Origin of the sequence: Actinoplanes sp. TBRC 11911, assembly GCF_012933445.1 — a bacterium.
In the GTDB taxonomy this organism is placed as follows: Bacteria; Actinomycetota; Actinomycetes; order Mycobacteriales; family Micromonosporaceae; genus Actinoplanes.
Genome location: NZ_JABBNC010000027.1, coordinates 1 through 25,883 on the forward strand (window position 1 = coordinate 1; position 25,883 = coordinate 25,883).

At 63.9% G+C, this 25,883-nt stretch carries 19 protein-coding genes and 2 pseudogenes; 8 read left to right on the forward strand and 13 right to left on the reverse strand.

Annotated features, from left to right (window positions below):
- The 3 genes from HH310_RS29640 to HH310_RS29650 form a co-directional block, all read left to right on the forward strand.
- The coding region (locus HH310_RS29640) for a DUF4331 family protein (RefSeq protein ID WP_211192774.1) at positions 1-300 on the forward strand (300 nt) is incomplete at its 5' end.
- A gap of 69 nt (positions 301-369) precedes the next feature.
- Entirely contained in the window at positions 370-915 is a 546-nt protein-coding gene (locus HH310_RS29645; RefSeq protein WP_169178990.1) for a DUF4331 family protein, read from the forward strand.
- Between the two features lie 1,222 nt (positions 916-2,137).
- Positions 2,138-3,124 (forward strand): MsnO8 family LLM class oxidoreductase, encoded by a 987-nt coding sequence (locus tag HH310_RS29650; protein WP_169178991.1) that lies wholly within the window; start codon positions 2,138-2,140, stop codon positions 3,122-3,124.
- A gap of 113 nt (positions 3,125-3,237) precedes the next feature.
- On the opposite strand, the gene HH310_RS29655 is transcribed toward HH310_RS29650, so the two are convergent.
- The 7 genes from HH310_RS29655 to HH310_RS29685 form a co-directional block, all read right to left on the reverse strand.
- Positions 3,238-4,287 carry an aldo/keto reductase gene (locus HH310_RS29655; RefSeq protein ID WP_169178992.1) on the reverse strand — a complete coding sequence of 350 codons (1,050 nt, stop codon included), beginning with the start codon at positions 4,285-4,287 and terminating at the stop codon, positions 3,238-3,240.
- A 109-nt stretch (positions 4,288-4,396) separates the two neighbouring features.
- Positions 4,397-4,966: a TetR family transcriptional regulator gene (locus HH310_RS44990; protein ID WP_169178993.1), complete on the reverse strand. Its 570-nt coding sequence runs from the start codon at positions 4,964-4,966 to the stop codon at positions 4,397-4,399.
- Between the two features lie 753 nt (positions 4,967-5,719).
- Positions 5,720-6,595: an LLM class flavin-dependent oxidoreductase gene (locus tag HH310_RS29665; RefSeq protein ID WP_169178994.1), complete on the reverse strand. Its 876-nt coding sequence runs from the start codon at positions 6,593-6,595 to the stop codon at positions 5,720-5,722.
- Positions 6,596-6,633: 38 nt separating this feature from the next.
- On the reverse strand, positions 6,634-7,020 hold the full coding sequence (locus HH310_RS29670; protein ID WP_169178995.1) for a hypothetical protein: 387 nt from the start codon (positions 7,018-7,020) through the stop codon (positions 6,634-6,636).
- Between the two features lie 140 nt (positions 7,021-7,160).
- Complete coding sequence (locus HH310_RS45875; RefSeq protein ID WP_169178996.1) at positions 7,161-7,445, reverse strand: transposase; 285 nt, start codon at positions 7,443-7,445, stop codon at positions 7,161-7,163.
- Positions 7,446-7,472: 27 nt separating this feature from the next.
- Positions 7,473-7,991, reverse strand: a complete 519-nt coding sequence (aroQ, locus tag HH310_RS29680; protein WP_312034403.1) for a gamma subclass chorismate mutase AroQ — start codon at positions 7,989-7,991, stop codon at positions 7,473-7,475.
- Positions 7,992-8,672: 681 nt separating this feature from the next.
- The gene (locus tag HH310_RS29685) at positions 8,673-10,136 is read right to left on the reverse strand and encodes an MFS transporter (RefSeq protein WP_169178998.1); all 1,464 of its coding nucleotides are present in this window, start codon (positions 10,134-10,136) and stop codon (positions 8,673-8,675) included.
- Positions 10,137-10,382: 246 nt separating this feature from the next.
- On the opposite strand from HH310_RS29685, the gene HH310_RS29690 reads away from it, so the two are divergent.
- Positions 10,383-10,928, forward strand: a complete 546-nt coding sequence (locus tag HH310_RS29690) for a TIGR00730 family Rossman fold protein (RefSeq protein WP_169178999.1) — start codon at positions 10,383-10,385, stop codon at positions 10,926-10,928.
- Between the two features lie 54 nt (positions 10,929-10,982).
- Here the strand turns inward: HH310_RS29690 and HH310_RS29695 are convergent, their stop codons facing one another.
- The 3 genes and pseudogenes from HH310_RS29695 to HH310_RS44250 all read right to left on the reverse strand — a co-directional run.
- A complete protein-coding gene (locus tag HH310_RS29695; RefSeq protein ID WP_169179000.1) occupies positions 10,983-13,694 on the reverse strand; it encodes a LuxR family transcriptional regulator in 2,712 nt (903 codons plus the stop codon).
- 112 nt (positions 13,695-13,806) lie between these two features.
- A pseudogene (locus HH310_RS29700) lies at positions 13,807-14,888 on the reverse strand (Leu/Phe/Val dehydrogenase).
- Between the two features lie 92 nt (positions 14,889-14,980).
- Positions 14,981-15,409, reverse strand: a pseudogene (locus HH310_RS44250) (transketolase C-terminal domain-containing protein); the annotation flags it as partial.
- Between the two features lie 666 nt (positions 15,410-16,075).
- On the opposite strand from HH310_RS44250, the gene HH310_RS29710 reads away from it, so the two are divergent.
- From HH310_RS29710 to HH310_RS29725, 4 genes are all read left to right on the forward strand, one after another.
- On the forward strand, positions 16,076-17,278 hold the full coding sequence (locus HH310_RS29710) for an MFS transporter (protein WP_169179001.1): 1,203 nt from the start codon (positions 16,076-16,078) through the stop codon (positions 17,276-17,278).
- A 573-nt stretch (positions 17,279-17,851) separates the two neighbouring features.
- Positions 17,852-18,445 (forward strand): TetR/AcrR family transcriptional regulator, encoded by a 594-nt coding sequence (locus HH310_RS29715; RefSeq protein WP_169179002.1) that lies wholly within the window; start codon positions 17,852-17,854, stop codon positions 18,443-18,445.
- A 756-nt stretch (positions 18,446-19,201) separates the two neighbouring features.
- Positions 19,202-20,740: a GMC family oxidoreductase gene (locus tag HH310_RS29720; protein WP_169179003.1), complete on the forward strand. Its 1,539-nt coding sequence runs from the start codon at positions 19,202-19,204 to the stop codon at positions 20,738-20,740.
- Between the two features lie 360 nt (positions 20,741-21,100).
- On the forward strand, positions 21,101-21,934 hold the full coding sequence (locus HH310_RS29725; protein ID WP_169179004.1) for a mycofactocin-coupled SDR family oxidoreductase: 834 nt from the start codon (positions 21,101-21,103) through the stop codon (positions 21,932-21,934).
- 473 nt (positions 21,935-22,407) lie between these two features.
- On the opposite strand, the gene HH310_RS29730 is transcribed toward HH310_RS29725, so the two are convergent.
- The 3 genes from HH310_RS29730 to HH310_RS29740 form a co-directional block, all read right to left on the reverse strand.
- Complete coding sequence (locus HH310_RS29730; protein WP_169179005.1) at positions 22,408-22,881, reverse strand: deaminase; 474 nt, start codon at positions 22,879-22,881, stop codon at positions 22,408-22,410.
- A 117-nt stretch (positions 22,882-22,998) separates the two neighbouring features.
- Positions 22,999-23,469: an ester cyclase gene (locus HH310_RS29735; RefSeq protein ID WP_169179006.1), complete on the reverse strand. Its 471-nt coding sequence runs from the start codon at positions 23,467-23,469 to the stop codon at positions 22,999-23,001.
- 172 nt (positions 23,470-23,641) lie between these two features.
- Positions 23,642-24,103, reverse strand: a complete 462-nt coding sequence (locus HH310_RS29740) for a triacylglycerol lipase (RefSeq protein ID WP_211192777.1) — start codon at positions 24,101-24,103, stop codon at positions 23,642-23,644.
- Positions 24,104-25,883 lie beyond the last annotated feature (1,780 nt).

The following is a 25,883-nucleotide window of genomic DNA, read 5'->3' on the forward strand; positions in this document are numbered from 1 at the left end:
ATGGCCGATATGTCACACCACTTGGATTCCCCGAGGCTCGCAAAAGACCCATGGCTGGATATCACTGACCTGTACGTCTTCCACGGTGACGAGGGCAAGGTCTTCGTCATGAACGTCAAGCCCGAGACCGCTTCGGGATATCACCCCGAGGCCCGGTACGAATTCAAGCCCGACACCGACGGCGACGCCGTCGAAAACCTCGTTTACCGGTTCACGTTCGACTCGCCGGACGAATCCGGTCGGCAACGGCTCGCCTTGCGGGTGCCGCCCGAGTCCGAGCGATTCCTCGGTCACGGGTGACGACGAGAGCACCACCATTCTCGAAGGACCCACTGGCCACACTCTGAGCGGCCCGGACGGCGTACGCGTATGGACCGGTCGGGCCGGCGACCCGTTTTGGATCGACCCACCGTTCTGACCAGGGCCGGCCAGGCCGTCGCCTTCGGCTCTCGTGTCGACTCCGGGGCATGGAGGCCCGCCCAGGCGACGAACGCATTCGCCGGGCAGACCGTCGACACGATCGTGCTGGAGGTTCCGGACGAGTTGCTTCTGCCCGTACTTGCGGTTGACCGGCGGTTCAGCGTGTGGGCGTTGACCAGCCTGGCAACCGATACAGGCGGATGGCGACCGATCAACCGGGCCGGCCACCCGATGATCCACCCCCTGTTCGCCCAGCACGACGAGCAACTTGGGGACCGCCTCAACGCCACCGAACCGGCCGCCGATGACACCAACTACTCCAAGCACGTCGCCGACGCAGTCGCGGGAGTGGTGTCGGCGTACGGAGTGTGGTTAATCCTCGGTCCTATGGCGCGGCGTTCGCGGCGCGTTTCCTGGCGAACGTGCTGCCCTACACTCATGTTCACACCGGCCACCAACATGCCACTGACGACCGGGCTGGACAAGGGCGCGTGACGGTGCGGCCGAGGGGGTCCTCCCCTACGTGCCCGAGGTCTGATAACGCTCTGCGCGACGGTGCGTACGAGACAAGCCCGTCACGCAAATGGCCTGGCTACCTTCGGTCGCCCACGCAGGCGTGCCGGTGTAGGCCGATACCGCTGGAGACCGGTAAGGAATCCGGCGGCCTCGACCTGAACGCCTACCTCAACGAGCTGGACGATCGGTCGGCAATATCGCTGGCTATCGGGCTTGACTCAGCGAACCTCGATTACCGCCGGATATGGCTGACCACGTCGCCGCGTGGGGATGCGCCGAGTTCCGGGAGTTCGACCGACGCTCGGCCCTTGCAGCCCACGCCGCCGACCGCAAGGCGAGGCTCAACCCGCTCGACCCGAACCGTGCGTCATCAGCTTGATCTCAATGCTCGCCAGCGGCCGCCGTTGCAGGAGAGTTCGCCGCTGCGATAAGCGAGACGGTCAAACGGGTTTCCACGCGTTGGCCAATTTGGCACGGACGGCGCTGCAGAAGGCGATGTCACCACATGTCTTGGCGTGGAGCAGACCGGGTTTGGCGGTGAGCCGAACATTGCGGCGATGCGCAGTAAGCCGCCGTCGGCGGCATTCACCTCTTCCAGAACGCGCTCCTCGCAGAGTTGGGCCGTGGTGGCCGGCAGGCCGTCGAAGAGCCGGGTGCGCCAAACAAGCGCTGACCCGTCCCACGTTCGTGAACAGTGCGTCGGGTCATCAACAGGTGCGGGTTCCCGGTGCCCGGCCAGCGTTCGTGACGGCAGTGCAGGTAGCCGGTCAGCGCGGTGGCGGTGAACAGGTCCAGGCGCCAGGCGGCCAGCGCCGAGGTCGATGCCTTGGTTGGGTAGATCGATCTCGTCGAGTGTCAGGCTACGAACCCGATGAGGGCGTGGCGTGCTCTCCGATGAGCGCGACCACGGTCTGCAGGGCCGCGTCGTCGATGGCGTGCATTGCTCCCGCGGTCAGGTCGGCCGGTGTGCTTGGGGTTCCTGCTACTGATGCGGATCCCGGTCGCCGCCGCAATCTCGTCGCTAACGGTGCCCTTAAACCCTTGGTCATGAGCAGTTGGACTGTGGTCCGGTAGCCCTGCTCCCAACGCGTAGCACGTAGGCTCCTGTTGCCCCCATCACCTGATCGTCGTCAAGCTTGCCGCCGGTTGCACTTGAGTGCAAGCTTAGTTTGCACTCAAGTGCAATCAAGGGGAGTAAGGCATGATCGATGTACAGATCTCGGCTTTGGAAGTGCTCGGCACCGACAACCGACACGACACCGCTGCGGTAGCCTCCGGACTGGCTCAAGTAGCACAGGCTGTCGAAGCTGCAGGCTACGACCGCATATGGTACGCAGAGCACCATCGGTCTCCCTCAGCGGTCGACTTTCCTCCGCCCGTGATGGTGGCGCACATCGCTGCAGCGACTTCTCGTATCCGGGTGGGCTCGGGCGGCGTGATGGCTCCGAACCATGCGCCTGTGATCGTCGGCGAGCAATTCCGGTCGCTAGAGCGGTTGTATCCAGGCCGCGTTGACCTGGGCATCGGGCGAGGCCCCGGCACACCCGACACCGCCTACGCCAAAGCGATGCGCTGGGGTGGCGATCCTGCCACGGATGGTGAATATCGCGCCGCGGTCAAAATTATTCTCGATGACATACGGCAAGGGCCGACCGTCCCGCAACCTTGGCTGCTGGCCTCCAGCACCAACGGTGCTCTACTGGCCGCTGAGCTAGGACTGCCCATGGCATTCGCCTACCACATCCGGCCGCACAACGCGGCCGAGGCGATCGATCGATACCGCGAGGCGTTCAGCCCATCTGAGTGGTCGACAGAACCGCGCGTACAGCTCAGCGTTACGGTAGCCTGTGCCGACACCGAGGAACGCGCGGCCGCACTGATCCGTCCGATAGAGATAGTCATGGCTGGAGTGATGACTGGTTCCGGCCCTCGCGAATTCCTCGACCCCGAACTGGCATCTAGGTACGCGTTCACCTCATCCGAACAGGACGCCCTGCGTGCACTGCGCGGCAGCCAGGTGCATGGTGCGCCCGACGCAGTGGCCAGCCAGCTGGATGCTCTGGTTAGCCGTTTCGCTGCTGACGAAATGACGATCTTCTGCCCGATAGTCAACCCGTCCGGCCGGATCCGCTCCTACCAACTTGTAGCCACGCAGGTGCCCGCTGCCAGTTCGGCCGTGGCGCGCTAGAGCGTGTCGGCAGGGCAAGGGCGCCAAATGGTGCCGGCGAGCCGCGTCCTTCACCCGATGCGGTGAAGGACCGCGGCCGCTGCTCGAGACGCGGATCCTGCTGACGAATACCGTCAAGCATTTCCTGCCAACCCATTGATTAGGGTCGTACCTTGCTGGGCCGGAAAGCCGACGTTTTGGAGGAAGCCGAACGGGAATCCGAGTGCAGGTGTGGTCAGGTCATCCAATTCAGCAAGCTCCTGCGCGGACAGGGTAATCTTGAGTGACGCGAGATTGTCGTCAAGCTGCCGGATCGTACGTGCCCCGATGATCGTCGAGCTGACCAAGGGTTGCTGCCGCACCCACGCGAGTGAAACGGCCGCAATCGATGTGCCGTGTGCGACGGCGATTCGGTCGAGCGTGTCGAGGATCTGGAACGCGCCCTCATGCAAGTGCCGCGCGACGAAAACACCGCGCCCCGAGGCAGGGGGATTGTGTCTGTCGCGGGTGTATTTACCGGTGAGCATGCCGTTGGCGAGCGGACTCCACGGCATCACTCCGAGCCCGAATGCTCTTGCGGCGCCGGCGAGTTCGCCTTCGATCGTGCGCTCCAGCAGATTGAACTCAGCCTGGATAGCCACCACGGGGGTCCAGCCGCGCCATTCGGCAAGCGTAGCCATACGAGCCACCGCCCAGGCAGGGGTGTCGGAGAGTCCGATGTAGCGCGCCTTTCCGGCACGGACCACATCGTCCAACGCCGATAGGGTCTCTTCGAGCGGCGTATGCCGATCCCAGTTGTGCTGCCAATAAATATCGACGTAGTCGGTGTTGAGCCGGTCCAGCGATTCTTCGATGTGTCGGAGGATCGCCTTGCGCCCGGTGCCACCGTTGTTAGGGTCGGCATGATCCATGCTGAGCGCCACCTTGGTGGCGATCACGAGGCGGTCGCGCAGCCCAGGCCGCTTGCTCAGGTATTCGCCCAGGATATTTTCGGACATTCCTCCCATATACGCGTTAGCGGTGTCGATGGCATTGCCACCGCCGTCAAGGTACCGGGACAGGATTTCGTATGCCGCCTCCGGGGAGGTTCCCCACGATGGGTCACCGAAGGTCATCGTCCCCAGTGTCAGGGGGCTAATCCGCAGCCCTGTACGCCCGAGCGTGCGGAAGTCAGTGAGTTCCAAGAAGCCGCCTCCATCAAAACCAACTGGATGTTTGGAAATCTACCCGGAGCTCGGTCGAGTTTCAACCATCTGGTTGTATTCGATGGCGATGCAGTCGACGGCTCGGGCTTCAGCGGGGTTCAGCCACCGCATTGCAGATCGCCTGTACTGCCATCACCAGTACCTCACGGTGGGCTCTGAGGCGCTTCGACGACGAGGGGCCGGATGCGCGTAGGCCGACGGGCATGTCCAGCCATGCACTGGCCATGGCGACGACGATCGCCAGGATATCGATCGCCGTACGGTCATCTGGCAGGTCCATCGCGGTTCGCAGGTCGCGAGCTTTCGCTGCATGTGACTCCACCTCGCCTGGAACAGCGTTTCCCCGCTCCAGACGGCGCCACCGAGTCAGACGCATGAGGTCGGGTGCGGCGACCAGGGCGTCGAACAACGTACCTATGTACCGGGGGAGGTCATCGGCCGTGAATGGCACCGTGTCGGCAAGCACCGTCAGCCGAGCCGCGAGCACCGCGTCGAACAACTCCTCTTTCGAGCCGAAATAGGCGTAGATGGCTTGCTTGTTCGCCTTCGCAGCAGTCGCGATCCGGTCCACCCGCGCACCGGCCAAGCCTCGCAAGGAGAACTCTTCGTAGGCGGCATCGAGAAGGCGCGTACGCGTGGCGGCGGAGTCATAGGACACCCCACCAGCATATCCATCCAACCATCTGGTTGTAGGATCAGCGCGATGTAGAACGTTCGACTTCCGCCCAGCGGGGTCGACGTTGAGTCCCTGAGAGTGGTTTAACGCGGTTGGCGTGAGCGACGAAGGGGCTTCTCGGCCATCATGCGCTGCTATCGCGTCCCTACGCGCGCTCCGACATCGCGAAGCCCACGACTCGCTATACGGAAGGTAGCGTGACTGGATCGGTCCGCGGCAGTTACGCGGGGCTCCCCATCGCTCGGTAGGGGTCTGCTGCACCCCCACAGTGAGTCACGCGGCAATGGTGGCGTTGGCGCCGATGGTGGCGACGCGGCCCACCGGCTGGACACGCTCCACTAGCCCGTGCCGGAGTGGATCTTGCACGCGGTGCACCCGACCATCGGCCGTCTGGCCACCTCGGGTACGTCGGCCAGAGTGGGCGTCAGACAACGCATTCGCCCGGTACGTCTCGGCGAGGCTGGCACAATGACGGGCCCGGCAAGCCACTGATAGTAAGGCTGTCGAGCCATGTTCAAGACCCGGCGCGTCACCGCCACGGGAATCCCACCAGCGGCCAGCTTCACGAGCGAGTGAAGCCTTTCCTATAGGTTCGCCTGAGAGAGACGCCGCCCGGCTCAGCACTTCGTTCTTCGAGCTCGAGTAGCTCGAGCCACTTACGACGGGGCCTCCCGCAGCTCGTTCGAATCACTACTGGTCATAGCGGCATGGCATGTCGTCGAGCCCATCTCCTTGTCACCTATCGGTGCCGCGTTCCCGGGCGACCGCCTCGCGCAGTGCCGGTGCCACCTCCTGCCCCAACACCTGGTACGCCCGTGGGTCGTCGCCGGCGATGATGAAGGCGCTGAAGCCGTCCTCCAGCACCAGCGGCAGCAGTCGTTCCACCCATTCCCCCGGGCCGCCGGGCAGTGGCCGCATGAAGCTAAGCAGCCGCCTGACCTCGCGCGGGTCCCGGCCGGCCTCGGCCGCGGCGTCGTCGATGATCGGGTTGGCGGTGTGCCGGTCGGGCGAGCGCAGGTGCTCCAACGACGACATCCAGCCGTCGGCCTTACGGCCGGTCAGCCGCAGCATCTTGGGTTTATAGGCGCCTAGCCAGACGCCGATGTCGTGCGTGGGCGCCGGGCCCCGTTGCATCGCCGGTACGCGGTAGTGCTCGCCGAGCACGCGCATCGGCCCTTGCTGGGTGTGGTCCCAGACGCCGCGCATGATGTCGATCGCCTCGTCGAGCGCGTCGATCGCCGCGCCGGTGGAACGCACCGGTAATCCCATACCCTGAGCCCCTTCTGGGAACCCGCCGGCGCCGACACCCATCTCGAAACGGCCGCCGGAGAGCCGGTCCAGGCTCGCGGCCGCGCGGGCGAGTATGGCCGGCGGCCGGAGCGAGAGGTTGAGCACGTTGCCCGCCACGTGGATGCGCGACGTGCGGGCGGCGACCCAGCCGAGCAGCGTCCACGTGTCCAGAAATCCGGGGTTGTAGGGGTGGTCCTGGAATGTGGCCAGGTCCAGCCCGGCTGCCTCGGCCGCCTCGGCGAGCGCGATCGCCCGCTCGGGCACGTCCGCGGCGGGCGTGATGAACGCTCCGAACTGAACTTCGTGACCGTAATCGGGCACGACACTCCTCCTTGTCCTGCGTTCTTGTTACGACGTGATCAGTCGCCGAGCGCCGGCTCCAGGCCGGTCACCGGGATCTCGTCCGGCTCCGTGGTCACCGGTGCCGGAGCGCGACGGCCGTCGGTGAAGCGCAGGCCGACCAGTGCGACGGCGGCCGAGGCCAGCATGATGATCGTCGCGATCAGGTAGCCCCGGTCGAAGCCCTTGACCAGGGCATCGCTCGGCGACGTGCCGCCGCGAATCAAACTGCTTGTGTACGCCGCGGAGACCGAGCTGATGACCGCCACTTCGATGGCGCTGCACAGTTGCTGCGAGGTGTTGATGAGTCCGGAGGCGAGTCCGCTCTCGCCGTGGTGCACGCCGACCGATACGGTCAGGAACAACGCCGCCCAGGCCAGGCCGGCACCGATCGCGGTGAGCAGCATGCCCGCCAGCACACCGGCGGCGACCCATCCCTTTAGGCTGCTCGAATCGGCCGGGCTCAGCCGTTTTCGAGCGCCTGCGGCGTGCTGGTGCGCGCGCACGATGGTCGAGTCGGCCTGAGCACGCTAATCCAGGTCACCAGTCACATCCGCGTCGGCCTCCAGCTGTTTCTCGATCCGTGCGCAGGTGCCGTCCTGTTCCCAGCGGGCGAACCGGTCGTAGCAGGTTTCGCCGGCCCGCAGCGTTCAGGGACCTGATCCCGTTTCGCGCCGTCGTCGACACGCCACAGGGTAATGTTGATGACTTGCCGATGTTCACGCCACCGCCCGCCACGCTGCGGCGCCATGGACGGCAGCAACGGCTCCAGCCGTTCCCACTCCTGATCAGTCAGATCACCAGCAACAACGCCCCAACGATCGTCCCGCATCAGCCGTGATGATCCGTCAGAGGCGCTCTAGGTAACGGCGCAGATGTTCTGCGTCGCCGCATTGAAGGCCCGAAGATGTAGTAAGTCGTCAAACCCGGCAGACTGCGTAGCGATTGCCAGCTGGATCGAACAAGAAACCGGTAGCCGTCGCAAATACCGAGTCATTCTGAGCTCGTGAAGCAACTCGGTCGTAAGGTCGTCAAGTTCGGCGCGTATCTTGCCAAGCTCTGGCCGCACTCTCGGTGCCTGGTCGGACCTTGTCGCCCAAAGCGAGAAATTCCCTTCCTGAACGATCTTGCTTGCGGTGATCTGGTCGCGCAAGAACTGAGCTGTCGCCTCGGGGTCGAGGCCCGCGGCAACGGATCGCTGTCGAACCTCGCCTAGCTCCTGCTGCTCACGGACTGGGTCTTCGATGGACTGCGAGATACCAAATTTGGCTGCCGCGACCAGATCGCTCATCCGGAGCCGCCGCACTATGAGATCTATCAGAGCGCCGAGCCCACCCAATGATGTCGAGCTGTCGGACGGTGAATGTTCTGTGGGCACTCGATCCGGCCCCCTTCGATGCAATGTCCCCCATCGGAGGACGTCACACAAAACGCTAGGCCCTAGCTACCACATCATCAAGCCAGAGGGAGGTGATACTAGCCACGACCGAATACGCGCGCCGATACCAGCACTCCGAAAACCGATCATGCAAAGATTGCAGCCTCCGGATCACGGGCAGGATCGGGTTCGATCGAGGCGAATGCTCGATGAATGACGCCGAGAAGCGCGGCTCGCTCGTAACCAGCGCTCGGCGCGAATTTGGTGTCAATGCTTCGATGCGGCGTTTATAACTGGTCGCTGACTCGCGACGAGAAATGCCGCCACATGCGGCTCCGGCGGCGCATGACCGAAGGACGAGAAGCATCCCGCCGTCGACCTGTAGGCCAGCCGGATTGAAGTTCAGCGCGTCGGAGGCGACCGCCACGATTACCGGCGCCGCCCGATTGGTCGCGCCCCGTAGATAGGCCGATGTGGAAGTCGGCTCCGTAACCGAACGTCAGTGGGCGGCAGCCCACTTGCGTCCCGGGATCCGACAGGTGTTCCGCATGCCTGCGAACTGGTCGCTGCAGAAGCCCTGCATCTCAGCCATGCTCACCTCATTCATTTGCATGCGGGTAACCTCCCACCCCGCTGCGGCGGGGGGTGCCGCGCGGGGTGGGAGAGCTATGGATGCGTGTCTCAGACGCGGCGTTGTTTCACGATCGAGATCAGGCTGACCAGCAGGCCGGCCAAGGCGATACCGGTCACCAGGTCTACGCCGGGCCGGTACTGGCTGAACGTGGTGCCGGCGGTGGCGACCAAGGCGGTCACTACGGCCAGTGCGATCGCGGTGCCGACCTGGCTGCTGGACTGCACCATGCCGGAGGCCAGTCCCTGCTCGTCGTGTCGGACGCCGTTGGTCGCCTGCGTCACGATCGCGGGGAAGCCGAAGGCCCAGCCGAAACCGAAGAGAATCATCGTGGGCAGGATGACCGGCGCGTAGTGCGGGTGGGTTCCGGCGGCAACAAGGGTCCAGACAAGGCCCAGGCTCAGCGACAGCATCGAGGCGACGATGAGTGGTGCAGTGCCGTGCCTCGTGATGAGCCGGCCGGTCACCGGGATGACGAGGACCTCGATCAAGCCGACGGGTAGCAGAGCCAGCGCCACGCGCAATGGCCCCCAGTGCAGATCATTTTGCAGGTAGAGGGTCATGATGAACTGGAACGGGATCCACGACGCGAACAGCGCGACAATGTTGAGATTCGCCCTTACCAGCGCGCCGCTACGCAAGATACCCAGCCGAACGAGTGGATTCTGCACCAGACTCTCGATCGCGACAAAGGCCGCGAACAGGACGAACGATCCCACATACAAGACAATGGTCACCGGGTCCGACCAGCCACGATGCGGCGCGGTCACCACAGCGTAGACGACGAGAAGTGTTGCACCGACCAGAGTGATGGCACCGCCCAGGTCGTAGCCTCCCGTCACCGACGGGCGGTCCTTGTTGATCAGGAGGTATCCGATGATCAACGCCGCCAACGCGACGGGCACCGGAACCAGGAAGTTCCAGCGCCAGCCCAGACTGGTCAACAAACCGCCCATGATCAGACCGCCTGCGAACCCGCCGGCACCGAACAACGTCAGGATCGACAGTGCCCGGTTGCGGTCACGGCCTTCCCGGAACGTCGTGGTGGCGATCGACAACGCGGTCGGCGCGGTGAACGCGGCCGCCACGCCCTTGACGAAACGTGAACCGATCAGCAGGCCGCCGTCATTGACGAGGCCACCGACCAGGGAGGCGAGGGTGAAGACGGTCAGCGCGATCAAAAAGACCTTGCGCCGGCCCAGCAGGTCCGCGGTACGCCCGCCAAGCAGGAGCAGACCGCCGAAGCCCAGAACATAGCCGTTGACAACCCACTGCAGAGCCGTCGTGGACATGTGCAGGTCGGTACCGATCGACGGCAGGGCCACGCCCACCGCCGAGACATCGAAACCGTCCAGTAAAAGTGCGATGCTGAGCACCGCGACAACTCCCCAGAGCCGAGCGGGCCAGCGTACGCCCGTTTCAGTAGTCGCGGTGGCTGGAAGAGATTCGGTAATTGCCACGAGCCCGAAGCTAGGAACGCATACATCGATCGGACAGGTTGCCGAGACGTTCATTACAGATCAGTCCGAAAGCCGCCGTCGTCGACGTAGTTGCTTGCGAGAGGTATCGACCACGTCGACGCCGGGGCGTGGTGGTCAGCTGCCAGTCCGTGGTGTGGCTATCTCAACCTGACTTTATGATCCGATAGCTAGAAGCGCTACGGTGGAAGCCCGCGAATGTGGCCCGGGGCTGGCGCCGGGAGGACGCCTGCCGTGATTTGTGCGGCTGCCACGCAAGGAAAGGCATGAGGGGCACCCAAAGTGACAGCGATCGGTATTTTCTGTGCCTCTTCCACGGGGCTCGACCGCAGGTGGCTGGATCTGGCTGACGCCACTGGAAAGGCGCTCGCCGCGCGTGGTTGGACGCTCGTGTCCGGCGGTGGCCGGGTCGGCATGATGGGTGCGGTCGCGGACGGCGCTCGCGCCGGCGGAGCCCAGACCGTCGGGGTGATGACCGAGTCGCTGGTAGCGAAAGAAAGTGCGGACACGAAGGCTGACGAACTGATCGTCGTCGCGGACATGGGCAGCCGTAAGAACCAGATGATCGAGCGATCGGATGCGTTCGTCGTCCTACCGGGCGGGCTCGGAACACTCGACGAGCTGTTCGAAGTCTGGACCACGGCAGGACTGGGATTGCACCACAAGCCGATCGTGTTGCTGGACCCGGACGGCTTCTACGACGGACTGATGAGCTGGCTGGCGAAGGCACCGTTTGTCCGGCCGGAGGCGCTAGAGAAGGTGATCTTGGAGAGGTCGATCGACGCCGCCTTGGATGCGATTGCGCGTCGGCTCTCGGTGGTGAGATGACAGTGTTCTGAGCGCCGCCGCGGTGTGACAACGTGTCGAGCGCGGCCCGCGCGGCTATGTCATGCGCGCTGACAACTGGTTGCGTGAGGTGATATCTAGCTTGGGGAAGATCCGGTAGAGGTGAGACCCGATGGTCCGTGGCGACAGGAACAACTGCTGACCGATCTCGCGGTTCGACATGCCCTGGGCGGCCATGCGCGCGATCTGCAACTCCTGCGGTGTCAGCCGCTGCAACGACACCGGTACGGCGGTAGCCGTACGGTCTCCGGCCGCGCGTAGTTCGGTCTGCGCGTTCTCGGCCCAGGCTTTTGCGCCGATCAGCCGGAAGACGCCTAATGCCTGGCGTAACGGCTCTCGGGACTCGATCCTGCGCCGTTGCCGGCGCAGCCAGGCGCCGTACGCGAATTGGATGCGCGCTCTGACCCATGGCCAGCGGGTGAGGTCAGCCGCAAGGGCTTCTCGATAGCGGGATTCCGCGTCGTCGTCTGCGAGGACTGCACGGGCGTAGAGAAGCTGAACAGCAAGCAGCGGAGAGGGTGTGACGCGCGTCAGATCTTCCATGTCCGCGATGATGCGTCGCGCCTCGTCACGCCGGTCCGCGTAGACACCGGCCTCGGCAACGAACATGACCCCGCAGAACCGCTCACGCGGGTGGAAGCACGGATCGGCGGGATCGAAGACACGACGCAGAGCCTCGAATGCCTCGTTATGCCGACCTTCGGTGATCAACGCGAAACCGCGGGCGAGCTGCGCACACGCGAGAAACAGGTTCAACGAGCGCAGCGTCGGCATCTGTTCGGACGCTGCGGCGAGTTGCAGGGCCTGCTCGCTGTTGCCCTGCAGAGCGGCAGACCGTGCCTCGTTCACCAACGGCCCGACACTCCAGATCATCTGGCCGGTGTCCTGCGCCAGCCGCCGAGCCTCCTCAGTCGCCGAGTCACTGCCGGCCCAGTCCCCCAAGTCGAGCCGCACCACGCCTTGCACGCCCAGAACGTGTGAAAGCAGTCCCAACCTTCCTTGATCGCGCAGCTTGCGCTCGGCCCGCTGCAGAAAATCCAGGGCAAGGGGCTGATCGCCGACAGCGTGTGCCGCCAGTCCGAGCAGACGGAGCGCTTCTGCGTCCAAGACCGTCTCCACCGATATCTCCGAAAGGATGCCGAGGACTGTGCGCGCTTGAAGCACCGGTTGCGCCACCGCTAACGCGGCAACATAACGCGGGTCTTCCCGCGCACCGCGAAGCGACAGGGTGACCGACGCGACGCGTGCCCGCGCCACCTCGCCCGGGTTCGCCCACCAACAGCGCAGGGCTGCGCCGATCAGTAGGTTCAGCGCGAGGTCGGTGTCGCCGGCATCCGCCGATGCCCGGGCAACGCGGCAAAGCTCAAGGATGTGCTGATCATCGCCGGGCACGCCGTCGTGGAATATCTCCCGCAGCCATTCCATCCGGGCCTGGTCGAGTGCCGACAGGGGGGTCAGGGACGCCGCCGCGATCATCCGGTCGACGAGGTCGGCCCGGCCGAGCCCGAAAGCGTGCTCCGCTGCCATCAGCAGTCGGCGTCCACGCGCCGAGTCGTCGGTGGTCAGCTGTGCCGAACGCTCCAGTGCGCAGATCGCCGCGACGACGGCTCCTCGCCGGAGGCTCTCGACGTGGCTGAGTTCGAGCTCATCGGCGACCTCCTCGTCGGGGCCGACGATGGATTGGGCTCTGTGCCACGTACGCCGGTACTGGTTCTTCTCGAGCGCCGCCGCGAGCGCGGAGTGCGCCGCCCGGTGCCGAGCACCTGACTCGCATTGGATGAGTGCGGACCGCATCAGCGGATGCCGGAAACGAACGTGGACAAGGTCGAAGTCGATCAGGCCGATGGCGGACGCCGGTTCGAGGACATCCAGTGTGACGGGCGACCCGGATAGCGCTTCCGTAGCGGCCAGAATCTCGGACGTCTCACCCTCCGTGTCGACCGCAGCGATGAGCGTCGCATCGCGCGTGATTCGGGGTAGTTCATCGATCCGGGCCGCAAACGCACGCTCAAGCCGGGCGCTTAGCGGGATGAGAGCCGGATCGTGGGCAACATTCCGCGCAACGGCGGAAAGTTCCACCAGCGCAAGCGGGTTTCCCGCGGCCTGCTCGAGCACAGCTTCACGGTCGGCAGCGTCCAGGTCGCCCCCGTGCTGCAGCAGCAGCTGCCGGGCGTCGTTCTCGTCCAGACCGCTCACCTCGAGCTGGCCCAGCGACGCATCGCCGAACGGGTCCGGATAGCCGGTCCGCCTAGCACACACAATAACGATCGGATCATTGCCGATACGACGAGCAAGGAAAGCGAGCACGTCTCGCGTCGGTTCATCCAACCACTGCAGGTCGTCGAGTATGACCAGGACCGGTCGCTCGACGGCGGCTTCGCTGATCAGGCTCAGCGTCGCCAGCGCGATAAGAAACAACGAGTCACCAGGACCGTCGGAGAGGCCGAATGCGGACCTCAGCGCACGCTGCTGGGCCGGAGGAATGGCGTCGAGACTGGGCAGAATCGGCCGTAGAAGCTGATGCAGACCGGCGAAGGGCATTCCTACTTCCGACTCGACACCGCTGACCTCGAGCACCTGGTAACCGCTGTCTCGCGCGTGCGCCGCAGCGGCGCGTAGCAGACTGGACTTGCCGATACCCGCCTCGCCGATCGCGACGAGCACCGAGCCTTGGGTCCGGATGCCATCGACAGCTGCATACATCACCGCGAGCTCAGCTCCGCGGCCGATCAAGAAGCCGCTATCCATAAAAACTGACACTAGACCGGCATCGTGGGCGGCACCATGGCCCCGCCGGCCCAGGTCAGAGTACCTGGATGCCGTCGTCACGGGTGTTCGGAGCCTTCCCGGGCAGGGCACCTCAAACGCCCTCGGGCCCAGCGCTTAACCGTGACAGGCTCATCCCCGCGATTCGGCGCTCGGCGAGATAATCGGCGGCAGCTACCGGCGAGATGCCTTTGCTGTCTGCAATGTGCAGAATTTCCCTGGTCGTCTCGTAGACGCCAGTTGCCCGGGATTTCGCCCGATCGAAGTTGAAGCCACTGATATCATCCGCTACCTGGATGACTCCGCCCGCATTGACGACATAATCGGGAGCATACAGAATTCCATGATCCGTCAGCGTCGTCGCAATGCCAGGATGGGCCAGCTGATTATTTGCGGCGCCGACCACGGCCCTTGCGCGCAAGGCCGGCACCGTCTCATCGTTTAGCGCACCACCCAGCGCACAACGGCGTATATATCGAGGTTCGAGGCAAGTAGTGCATCAGTGTCGCCGACCAATGTGACTTGAGGGTGCATGTTGCGGGCCCAGGCAAGCCTGGCCTCGTTGATGTCCGTCGCGACCACGATCGCGCCTGCCTCAATCAGATGAGCTACCAACGTCTTGCCAACCTTGCCTAATCCGGCGACACCAACCGCACGTCCGGCCAAACTGGGGTTGGACCAGAGATGCTCAGCAACGGCACGCATGCCCTGGAATACGCCCCATGCGGTGAGAATCGACGAGTCACCTGAACCGCCATGTTCCGGGCTTCGGCTGCCGACGTACTTAGTCACGCTTCCGATGACATCCATATCTGAGACATCGGTGCCGACGTCACAAGCTGTGTAATAGCGGCCAGCCAGAGACTCGACCAGTCGACCATATGCGAGATGGAGTTCGTCAGACTTCGCGACGCCAGGATCACCCCAGATGACCGCCTTCCCACCCCCAAAATTCAGGCCAGAAATCGCGTTCTTGTACGTCATGCCACGAGAGAGCCGGAGCACGTCGGCAACCGCGTCGTCCTCTCGCTCGTAGTGGTAGAAGCGGGTACCTCCGGGCGCCGGCCCAAGAGCCGTGGAATGAATCGCTACGACAGCCCGCAATCCGGTTTTCCGATCATGATGAAAAACCACCTGCTCGTGCCCAGTAGCGTCATCGCCGAGAGTGCTGAACACGTCAACGTATTTCTCCTGACGGGGTAGGTGATGAGGGGATCGCTGGTGATCGACAACATGCTGCCGGTCATGTCCGAAGGCGGGGTCTTGCCCGGCGCATCGTGCACGACCACCGCCTGGCCGGTCTTGCGAACTGAGGCATACACGGTCTCCATGTCGAGCGGGGACAGCGAACGCAGGTCGATCACCTCGAGCTCGCGGCCGTCCTCGGCCGCGGCGGTCGCCGCTTCCAGCGAGGTGCGGACCATCGGGCCGTGCGCGATGACCGTTACGCCGGTGCTTGCACGAGCGACCCTGGCCGAGTGCAGCGGGAAGGTGTTCGCGAGATTGGCGTCCAGGTCAACCTCGCCCTTCTCCCAGTGACGCCGCTTCGACTCGAAGAACACGATCGGGTCGTCCGAAACGATCGACTGGCGGATCATCGAATACGCGTCCGCCGGGTTTCGCGCAGGTCACGACCTTGAGACCCGGCACGCGCGCGAGAACATCGTCTCGGGCGACTCAGAGTGGTGCTCGATCGCGATGTTGTTCGGCTTGACGTCGCCTGACCTGCGAATCCTGCGCCGATCGACAGCATCGGGGCCTACGCCTGGACGATTCGGCGTTGCCCTGGAGGCGGACTTACGAAGCGGTGGCATGGTGAGGACCTACACGACAGACGTGGAACACTAATCACGCGGCTGACTATACATTACGGAATCCAGATTGATTGCGTTCGCAATCTACGGGCAACCCGCCAAGGTAACGAACCAGATCTGCCCGCGGACGTCGTCGCCGGGCTCACACTGGACGGTGCGCCTTGATGTGGGATCGACGGGTAGATCGTTTGGAAACCCCTCAGCATTACGTCGATCGAGTCCAGGGCGGCCGGCGCGGCAATCCGACCCGCGCCCTACCTGCCCTGGCCGCAGGCGAAGGCAGGCCAACGGCCCTGAGAGTCATTCAGGGAAGCCATGGGTCGCTCCGGCAATGCCGTGCGTGGGTGCGTGTTCCGCTCCTCCAGGCGCTGGGCCCAGGGCCAGGCGAATACTGGATCGACCACGCCGGTGATGGGTGTTGCTGATGCACGGCGAGGCAGGGAGCAGTGTGAATCTCGTCGCGGCACAGTTTTAGGTTGATCGACCAAGAACGGTGTTAGCGTTCGGCGGCGATCTCACCTCGCCCGTGGTGGTCAGGAGGCCCATGTCATGACGAACCGAACCGTCAACGACCCTGAGGTCGTAGGACCGCCCAGCCATACCAGGCCGAACAAGTGGCTGGCAGTCACGGCTGTGGCGGCCTGTTCGTTCAGCCTGGTGCTTTCCGAGTTCCTGCCGATCGGCTTGCTCACCGACATCGCCGACGGACTCGACGTTTCGGCCGGGACTGCAGGTCTGCTCGTTGTCATGCCCGGCCTCGCAGCGACGGTGGCCGCCCCGGCCGCCACCGTCCTCGCCGGACGGATCAACCGCAGGATCGTGCTGGTGACGCTGGCCGGCCTGCTGGTTGTGTCCAATGTACTGGCTGCGCTCAGTCCCAACCTGAGCATGATGCTGGCGGCCCGGATCCTGCTCGGCATCGGGAGCGGCGGCTTCTGGGCGTTCGGCACCAGCGTCGCACCCCGCTTGGTCGAAGGTGTGCACGCCACGCGCGCTACCGCGACGGTCACCAGTGGTATCGCTTTGGGCACGGTCGCGAGCCTGCCTCTAGGCGCGTTCATCGGTAACGTAGCCGGTTGGAGATACGCATTCTCGTTCGGGGCCGCACTATCGCTGTTAGCCGTGGTCGCTCAGCTCGTGCTCCTGCCGTCACTGCCGTCAACCGGCCGCACCACAACACGGACGCTGATCGCATTCATGCGCATGAGGGAGCCACGAACCGTCCTTATCGCCACCCTCCTCACCTTCCTTGCACAGTTCGGGGCGTACACGTATCTCGAGCCGTACCTGAGGGACCGCGCCGATTTCAGCCCGTCGTCCGTGACGCTCGTGCTGCTGGCCTTCGGACTGGCCGGGCTGGCCGGAAACTTCGCCTTCATCCGCATTATCGATGCGTCTCCCAGGTACGCGGTGATCGGCTTTTTGACCCTCACGGCGGCGGCCATCGCACTGCTTCCCCGAGTCGCCGGCCATGCTCTCGCCGCGATAGTGCTGGTTACGCTGTGGGGATCGATTTGGGGAGGGTTGCCGATCGGTTTGCAGATCTTCATGATGCGCACCGCGGGTGCAGCGGCCGAGGGCGGCCAAGCTATGCTCGTCGCCACTCTTCAGATCGGCCTCGCGGCTGGATCTGCGCTCGGCGGGGTGGCGGTCGACCGCGCTGGGCTGGGCGTCACATTCACGGCCGCGGCGGCTGTCGCCCTAGCCGGCGCGGCTACGGTCGTACTGCGAAGCTATCGCCAGCATCATTGACCGGAGCGGTGGACCTCTTGGCCAGGGCTGTGTGCGTCCAGCGCAGTCACGATGAAAACGGCTCAACCGGTGGACAGGCCACCCTCGTCATTTGTCGCAGCGACGATGGTGGCCCGCGAGGCCGCCCGTGAAAGCCGAGCAGCGCCCCAAACTCAGCTGGCACCGGCTACGCCATCCGCGATGCCGCCGCGTCCACCCTTGCATGTCCACACCGCCCATAACACCACCACCGCATCCGCGATCGATGAACGCAAAGCGCCCGTCCCCGACGAGGACAGATTCGTGCTTCATTGCGATTGCCTTTGTTATGTGAATCAGGGTGCAAGAATGCCAGCACGGATGAGCACCGAATGATGGGTGACTTTGCGGATCCTCCCCAACAAATCAGATCGCCGCTCCGACGCCGCCAGGTACGTTCCACTACGGAATAGGACTGACGTTTATCATCTGGTCTTCAACTGATCGAGTCAGATGCTCTTGGCGTCGCTCACGCTGAGCTAAACCACGATCGTCCGAACATGCATAGGCCCAGCCCTTACTGGCTGTTTGGCCAATAATCGTTACCCTGGTCCCATGGCCCGACCACGGAAGTTCGATGAGGACGAGGTCGTCGCAGCGGCCCGCGAGCGGTTCTGGGCGACAGGTTACGACGGCACCTCAATGAGCGACCTAGTAGAGGCAACCGGCGTCGCCTCCCAGAGCCTCTACGGGGCGTTCGGCAGCAAACACGGCTTGTTCATGCGAACTCTGCACGCGTACTGCACCGGCCAAATCGCCGGCCTGACGGCCGCCGCCGAGAAAATGCAGAGCCCCTGGCAGACAGCTCTCGCCGCGGTGACGTTCGACGAGGGCGGCCGACCCGAGCTCACCCCCGAGGGCTGCTTCCTCTCCTCCTCAGCCGTGACCATGTCGCGTCGTGATCATGCCGTCCGGGAACTTTGGGAGCAAACCTATGACGACGTTCTCAGAGTCTTCGTCCATCTGTTGCGCCGCGCCCGCGACTTGGGCGAGATCCGACCCGATGTGAACATCGACGATGCTGCGGTCGCCATGATCGTGGCAATGCAAGGAATCGAATTCCTCCGCAAGTCCGGCGCCAGCGACGAGATATACGCGACGGCCAAGCGTGCCACAACCGCTACCCTGACGGCCGCCTACACCGTGTGATGGCCGCACGGGCATAGCCATCCCGGCGCGCAAATCCATGACCCCGCTTCGAGATCAGTGCTCCACGGAGACCAACGAATGGACCTCTACCTGGAGTCTTCAGGTGGTGTGCCGGTCGGAGCGGCGAAGCTAATCCCGACCCGCAGGTCGCCGGACCGGCCTTGTGCAGTCACAGCCGGCCGCGACATCATCCCCGCCAGAGGGTGTCGCCCACCGATGGACGATCTGGTTTACACCTCGGGGAGCGAGACGGCCGCAGTAGTCCCACGCCTACCAAGCCCGAGACGTGGCGAAGGGCGGCAGCTGTTCAACCGAGGTTGAAATGGACGACGGCGCTACCTCCTGGGCGGTGACTGGGCCAGGCACCGAGAAGCCAGAGGCGCCAAGGCCCAGCCGGCCGCCGCGACTGCAGTCGCATAGCCGACTGAAATCATTCTCCAGACATCCGAAGTGTTCGAGTGCGACGTGCACGACGATGTCGATCAGCACCGACGCGGACAGCACATACCGGCTATGGTTTCCGTCACCCACTGCTAACTTGGCACATTGGTAGCCAGGAGGTAGCGTTCTCGGCGTCACCTGAAGCTAGTTCCTTGCCCTGTCGTTGACGGCAGTGCACGCCCATCGCGATCACAATCAATACATGGCATGAGCTGTCTGTTCCATGCAGAACGCCGAGCCAACTGTGGCTGAGTCGGCGCTTGCACGAGTTCTCAAAGGAAGTCCAAATCTCGTGGCTGGTTGCGGGAGAGCAGAATGATAGTTGGAGCGTCTGCTGAGGAATTCGACTATATCGTCGTAGGGGCAGGCTCAGCCGGATCCGTTATGGCATCTCGACTATCCGAGAGTCCCGATGTCCGAGTGCTGCTGATCGAAGCAGGAGACGCTGACCCCCTGCCGGACATGGCACTACCTCCAGCCTGGCCCGCACTCCAGGGCACCACGGCGGACTGGGCTGACGAGACGGTGATTCAAGCGGTGACCGGCCGAGCCGTACCCTGGCCGCGTGGGCGGGGACTAGGTGGTTCCTCCTCCATCAACGCGATGTTCTTCGTACGCGGGAATCGGGCGAGTTACGACGCCTGGGTCGCCGCCGGCGCCACCGGATGGAGCTTCGCGGATCTGCTTCCGTTCTTCAAGCAGAGCGAGAACTTGAGCGGTGTCCCGGGGCGGGATCCCGCTCTGCGTGGCATGGCCGGTCCGATGCGGCCCGGTCCGTCCCACCCGCGTCATCCTGTGGCGACGGCCGGCCTGGCCGCGATTGCGGACGCGGGATATCCCGTGGTCGAGGATGTCTCCAGCGGCGCTGAGGAGGGTTTCGGATGGGTCGATCTCTCGATCCTCGACGGCCTGAGGCAGAGTGCCGCGGATGCCTACCTACGACCCGTACTCGACCGCAATAACCTGACAGTGACAACGAACGCATTGGCAACCCAGCTTGTCCTGGATAAAGGCCGATGCATGGGCGTTGCATACCGCACGTTCGACCAACAACACATCGCCCGCAGCGCGCGCGAGGTTGTGCTGTGCGCGGGGGCGATCGGTTCACCACAGCTGCTGACGTTGTCAGGCGTCGGACCGGCGGACGATCTGATCGAGCATGGCATCGATGTGGTAGCCGATCTGCCGGGCGTCGGTGCCAACCTGCACGACCACCCGATGAGCGGCATCGTTTACCGATCCGCGCAGCCGGTTCCGCCCACCGTCAACACCCGTAGCGGCGTGATGGGGGTCATCCGGAGCAATCCCGAACTTCCCGCGCCTGACATCCAGATTCGAATCACCAACGCCCCGCTCGCCGAGGACTTCTCGCTGCTCCCGCCGACGAGCGAGGGCTATACGATCGCAGTAAGCCTCATGGCTCCGCACAGCCGAGGCACAGTGCGGCTGGCCTCCCCGGACCCCGCCGCTCGGCCCGTGATCGATCCGCGTTACTACACCGACGAGCGCGACATCGACGCGATGGTCGCCGGTCTCCGTGCAGCTCGATCGATCGGAACCGCAGCCGGGCTTGACGAATGGCGGGCCACCGAGGCCCTTCCGGGAGCCGCCGTCACGAGCGACAGAGACCTGCGTGCCTACATTGGCCGCAACCTGCTGACCTATTCGCATTATGCCGGAACCTGCCGGATAGGCTCGGATCGACAGTCAGTGGTCGACTCCGAACTGCGAGTCAATGGCGTCACCGGATTGCGGATCGCCGACGCGTCGGTCATGCCTACTCCCATTTCGGCTAACACGAACGCGACCGTCCTCGCCATCGCCGAACGAGCCGCCGACTTGATCAAGGGCTGATCGCGCCCTCTTGGACACGCGCTTGCGTCGTGCCGAGCACAGCGACAGCCAACCACCTGAGCCCGGATCTTGCTCTCTTGACACCCCTCTGCGACGTGACATATTTTAGCGAAGGCTAAAAATCTGGGTTGATGCTGTCTGCTTCAACCCGATGTCGTCCAAGAACTACCACCGTGACGTGCACGCTCTGGACCACCTCACCGAGCGGCTCGTCGCGATCGGGAGCGGGTTGCGAGGCTGACGTTCCCGAGAATCGCTGATCGCGGCCGATGGGTAACTGAGACATCGCTCTGAACACCTCGCGTGCCGCGGATCGGAGATGGTCCATCATCCGTAGATGGTTGAACAGGAGATTCGTCAATGGCTTTGGTTGGAAACAGGGTAGCCCTGATCTCCGGAATCGCACGCGGCCAGGGCAGATCAGACGCGCTGCGGCTTGCACAAGAGGGTGCCGACATCATCGGCTTCGACGTCGCAGCAGATGACCCGGTCCTCGAATATCCCCTGGCCACAAAGGAAGATCTGGCGGAGACTGTCCGCCAAATCGAGGCGATAGGCCGACGTACACACATCGTGGTGGCGGACGTGCGTGACTACGACGCCGTGGAGAAGGTCATCGCCGACGGAGTCAAGAAGCTGGGCCGGCTCGATTTCGTTATCGCCAACGCGGGTATCGCCCCGGTTACCAACCAGATCCGATTCCACCGGGACGCTTTCGTCGCCTCGATCGAGGTGATGCTCACCGGGGTGTTCAACACGATCTACCCATCGATTCCGTACATTAAAGCCGGCGGCCAGGGCGGGGCCATCGTCATCCACGGTTCTACGATTGGCGTCGTCGGTGGCATCCTCACCGAGCCGTCCCCGGGCGAAATCGGCTACGCCGCAGCAAAGCATGGCGTGGTTGGTGTCATGCACACCGTCGCGAACGCACTCGCTGCCGACAGTATCCGGGTCAACGTCGTACATGCCACGGCCGTCAGAACGCCGATGGTCGTCAACGAGGCTATGGCCCGGCACTTCCGCGACCATCCCGAGCTCGCAAAAATGATAGAAAATCCGCTGCCCACCCCCGGGGGGATGTTGGAGCCATCCGACGTCACCAATACCGTGCTGCACCTAGTCTCCGACGCGGGACGCTACATCACCGGACAGTCAGTTGTCGTCGATGCCGGATACACCACCTACCGCTGACGCGACGCCTCTCGCCGACATCAGCTGGCGTCCGGCTGGACCTTACGGCAAGGCCCGAGAGTCTCCGACCCGACGATCCCGTCACCAATCTACAGGTCGTCTGGGGTGCCAGCGTGGGCGTTCGGGACTGACCAGCACCCACGGATCTCCCCGCTCGTTGCTGTGTCCACTAACGTTTGCGCGATCGTACCCGGCAAACGTTAGTGGATCCTCACCACACCGGATGGTGTAGACGAGGCCCCGCCCTGTCGCGCGACAGAGCGGCCACAGCCGGCCAACGGATCCCGAGGTCGCCAAGCGACCTCGGGATCATGCCGGGACGGTCCGGCGTACAACCGCGCCAGCCCGCTCTACGGCGCGTGAGCCCAGCTCTCGCTTCTTCGAGCGCCAGCATGCAGTGCAGCACCGCCGAATCCGCCACTCACCCAGGTCCGCCAGGCCAGTCTTACCAGTGCCACATGGCGAGCTCCCTGTCAGGCGTCCGCCATGGGGGCCGGTTCCAGAACGTGGCCGTTGATCGCGGCGACCAGGCCGCCCAGCTCGGGCATCTCGACCACCTCGACGCCGGCCGCGGTCAAGTCCTCGACCCCGTGGCAGTCGGCGAACACCGACGGCTCCCGCAGCGCCAGCACGACCCGGCCGATGCCCGCCGCGACGATCAGCTCGGCGCAGGTGTCCGGCCGCGACTTGCGCATCGTGCAGGGCTCCAGCGAGGTGTAGAGGGTGGCGCCGGACAGGTCGAGGTCACGGCCGGCCAGTTTGGTTAACGCGGCCTCCTCGGCGTGATTGTGCAGGTCTCCCTCGGCGGTGTAGCCGGTCGCGAGCACGTTGTCGTTCGCGTCGGTGATCACCGCCCCGACCGCGTAGTGCGAGTCGGCGGGCGGCGAGAGCCGGGAGAGCTCGATAGCCGCCTTCAGCCGCCTGCGGTCGATTTCCTTAGTGTTCATGCCGCGTCGTATCCCTCGGGCAGATCAAGTGTGTGATGTGTGTGGTCGCGTTTGGCGGCCAGGTACCGGCCGTTCGAACCGGAAAGTGCACGCCGGTCGGGATGCGGTCGGTGACCGTCACACCAGCTTCCCTTGATCATCACCCCCTACGGCAGTCCCCAGGCCGGACAGCACACCCAGCTGCGCCAGTGTGACGACTACCTCGGGATAGCAGTTGAAGACCTCAACCTTTCCTGCCTTGAGCTGGAACACATCGCAGCAGGGTGTCTCGGTTTTGATCCCCGTAGGTGGGATGACGCCGCCGCCGGGCATGGGAAGGGGACCTTTGTGCGTTGCGATCAAGGTCAACTCCACAATGACGGTATCTCCCGCGACATAGACATTGTTTAGTTCCCGGCGCATGTCAGGGAAAGTCTCAAGAATCGGTTCGAGACTCTTGGTCAGTTCGTCGTACCCACGAGACACTCGCCCGGTGGCCATGTCGGTGAACACACCTTCCGGGGAGAAGCATTCCGCGAACGCTATGCCCCCCTGGTCCTCAGCGACCTTGTACAGGTGACGGATGAGCTGTTCGTTGTCAAACGACATCGATGCCTCTTAGTAAGCGTAGATTCTGATAACCACTAGAAGCGCCGGCTAACACACGTCGGCGTGTGCTGGCCGGACAGAATTCGGTTCACTGGCGGCGGTCCGTCACGACAGACGCCGACCGTTTGTGCGAACATTTAGCGTCAGTCAGGTGCGCCCCCGGCGCAGCACGTCATGGTTGCGGCAGTGAAACCCTTCCACTGCTGACTCCACCGATGATCGGTGGGCCGATCCGGTTCAGAGCGTTCGCGCCGCAGCCCTGCCGAGGCCGCCGACCGACTAGCTCACGCGGGCGGCGACGACGATGAGATCGGCGACCGTGTGCGGATGCGAAATCATCGACAGGTGCGGCGCGTCCGCCTTTACCACAGATGCCTGTGCCCGGTACGTAGACCAGCGCGCTCACACCAAAGTTGTTGGCGGCGGCCGCGGTAATGACCATGCCAGCGTACGAATGGCCGACCAACACGATCGGTCCGGCAATCGTGGCGAGATAGTCCTCCAGATATCGGCTGTCGTAGTCGATCCCGCGTAATGGGTTGGGTACGACGACGACGGTGTAACCCTCACGCTGTAACTGATCGGTGACGGCTGCCCAGCTCGAGCCGTCGGTCCACGCACCGTGCACCAGCACGACCGTTGGTCTCGCTCGCGACCCGGTCCGAGATGAGGAATTCCGATTCTCGGAATGCTGTGACATAAGGATCCTCGGTTGGTGTGATATGTGCAGCTCATACCCACAGCAACAACGACGAACTGGGTTGCTGGGCGAGTGGTTGACGAGAAGGCACCGCGGACGGGACGCGAGGCGACGCTTCACACCTGGCCACAACGGCACCTAAATTAACGCAGACACGGTAGATCACCAAGGCCTGGCTACCAAGTTGTCAAGTTAGCTGGATCTCACCTCGTTGGGTATCGATCAACCCGCATCTAGATTTGGTTCGTGGCCATCGCTTACCCTCTTCCAACCACGGCGGTACCGGCGGACCCGAGCGTGCGTCGGCCGGCTCGGCTCTGGGGTGTCGTCCTCGCGTGTTCAGAATCGCCAGGTGCGACGCTGGGCGAGTTCGATATTCGGCTTGGCGGAGTCAGCCGTAGGAAACGATCTGCACGCGTGCATCACCCTCGCTCGAGTCGTTCGTCTCCGGCCACGTGTTCGGCTTCGGCGGTCCACTCCCGCTCGCCGGACACACCGAGGACCTTGCCCCTTCCCTTCTCCATCACAAACGGTTCACCCGCCACCGGAGGCGCCGCCCTTGGCGGCGCGATCCGCCTGGCTCATACTTCGAACACCCGCTGCGGCTCTCCTTTCCGCCGGACACGCCTAGACGCGGAAACCGGAGTCGCACGTCCGCCTGAACCGAACGTGCGGGTCCAGATCGAACCGACTCGCATGTGCACACGTCATCGTTTCTGCTGATTAAACCCATTGACTTCAGGCCCTGAAGTCGTGGGGAAAGTCACCTCCCAAATCCTTTACCGTGTCCCAGATTCTGGACAGAATTGATTCTGTTCCGGACTGGAATGGCAGGCAGAGTCCAAAGGGGGAATCTGTTCGATGAAGATTCGTAGGCGCCGCACACAACGCATACCAGCAGCACACTGCGAAATCCAGGCACCGCCACGTTCGGCGATGGCGGCAATGAAATCATCAGTCCGTGAGGAAATTGCCTTCTACGTCCTGCGCCGGATAGTCTGAGACTATTGCGCGGCCCGGCCAGCGCAGCCGGCCGGGCCGCGCATTCCTGGGTTTGATTCAGGAGAGCAACTGTTGATTCGTGAGTTACCCCACCTTGGCACGTGAAGCCACTCCCCGACCAGCAGCAATCCTGCCAGTGATGGAATTTTGCAGTTGCGGACGTGGGACCGGTCCAGGTGCGGTCAGAGGGGTAATAGTCCCACCCAGACCGGCGCCACTCTCAATGTGGCCCGGTATGCAAGATTCTAAACGTGAAGCGCGCGCGATATTTGATTCATGCACGCACTACGGATCTGCAGGGTCCACCAAACTCACGTCCGATCCGTCAGCCCCCTTGACAGCAGGCAAAGCTTGCGGACAGAGCCTGGAGAACCGTCGCGGGCCACACTATGACGACCTGCCCCGTTTTCACGGCACATTCGCCTCGACTTCTGACTATACCTTAAGGGAGGCAGGCACCGCCCCGGAGAGTCGTACGTCACGCCGACGGAGTTCGACGCCTACACCAGTTAGGCACCACCACATCAACGCGGGCCGACCCGGACGCGGCCCCACACGGCGGCGACAGCACTTTAGGAAACGCTGGCGTACGGTGCCGCACAGACCAAAATCGTGCCGCCGGGCCAAAGCGGTAGTCGCGCTGCAGAATGCCAACGCCCTACCAACCATCCCGAGCAACGCGACAGTCGTCCACACCCCATGCGGTCACGAC

Excerpts from the sequence above, each read along its gene's own strand:
- HH310_RS29645 (WP_169178990.1), top strand. The coding sequence starts at position 370 with ATGGACCGGTCGGGCCGGCGACCCGTTTTGGATCGACCCACCGTTCTG.
- HH310_RS29650 (WP_169178991.1), top strand. The coding sequence starts at position 2,138 with ATGATCGATGTACAGATCTCGGCTTTGGAAGTGCTCGGCACCGACAAC.
- HH310_RS29670 (WP_169178995.1), bottom strand. The coding sequence starts at position 7,020 with ATGCTGCTCACCGCGATCGGTGCCGGCCTGGCCTGGGCGGCGTTGTTC.
- HH310_RS45875 (WP_169178996.1), bottom strand. The coding sequence starts at position 7,445 with ATGCGGGACGATCGTTGGGGCGTTGTTGCTGGTGATCTGACTGATCAG.
- HH310_RS29685 (WP_169178998.1), bottom strand. The coding sequence starts at position 10,136 with ATGAACGTCTCGGCAACCTGTCCGATCGATGTATGCGTTCCTAGCTTC.
- HH310_RS29695 (WP_169179000.1), bottom strand. The coding sequence starts at position 13,694 with ATGGATAGCGGCTTCTTGATCGGCCGCGGAGCTGAGCTCGCGGTGATG.
- HH310_RS29710 (WP_169179001.1), top strand. The coding sequence starts at position 16,076 with ATGACGAACCGAACCGTCAACGACCCTGAGGTCGTAGGACCGCCCAGC.
- HH310_RS29715 (WP_169179002.1), top strand. The coding sequence starts at position 17,852 with ATGGCCCGACCACGGAAGTTCGATGAGGACGAGGTCGTCGCAGCGGCC.
- HH310_RS29720 (WP_169179003.1), top strand. The coding sequence starts at position 19,202 with ATGATAGTTGGAGCGTCTGCTGAGGAATTCGACTATATCGTCGTAGGG.
- HH310_RS29725 (WP_169179004.1), top strand. The coding sequence starts at position 21,101 with ATGGCTTTGGTTGGAAACAGGGTAGCCCTGATCTCCGGAATCGCACGC.
- HH310_RS29730 (WP_169179005.1), bottom strand. The coding sequence starts at position 22,881 with ATGAACACTAAGGAAATCGACCGCAGGCGGCTGAAGGCGGCTATCGAG.
- HH310_RS29735 (WP_169179006.1), bottom strand. The coding sequence starts at position 23,469 with ATGTCGTTTGACAACGAACAGCTCATCCGTCACCTGTACAAGGTCGCT.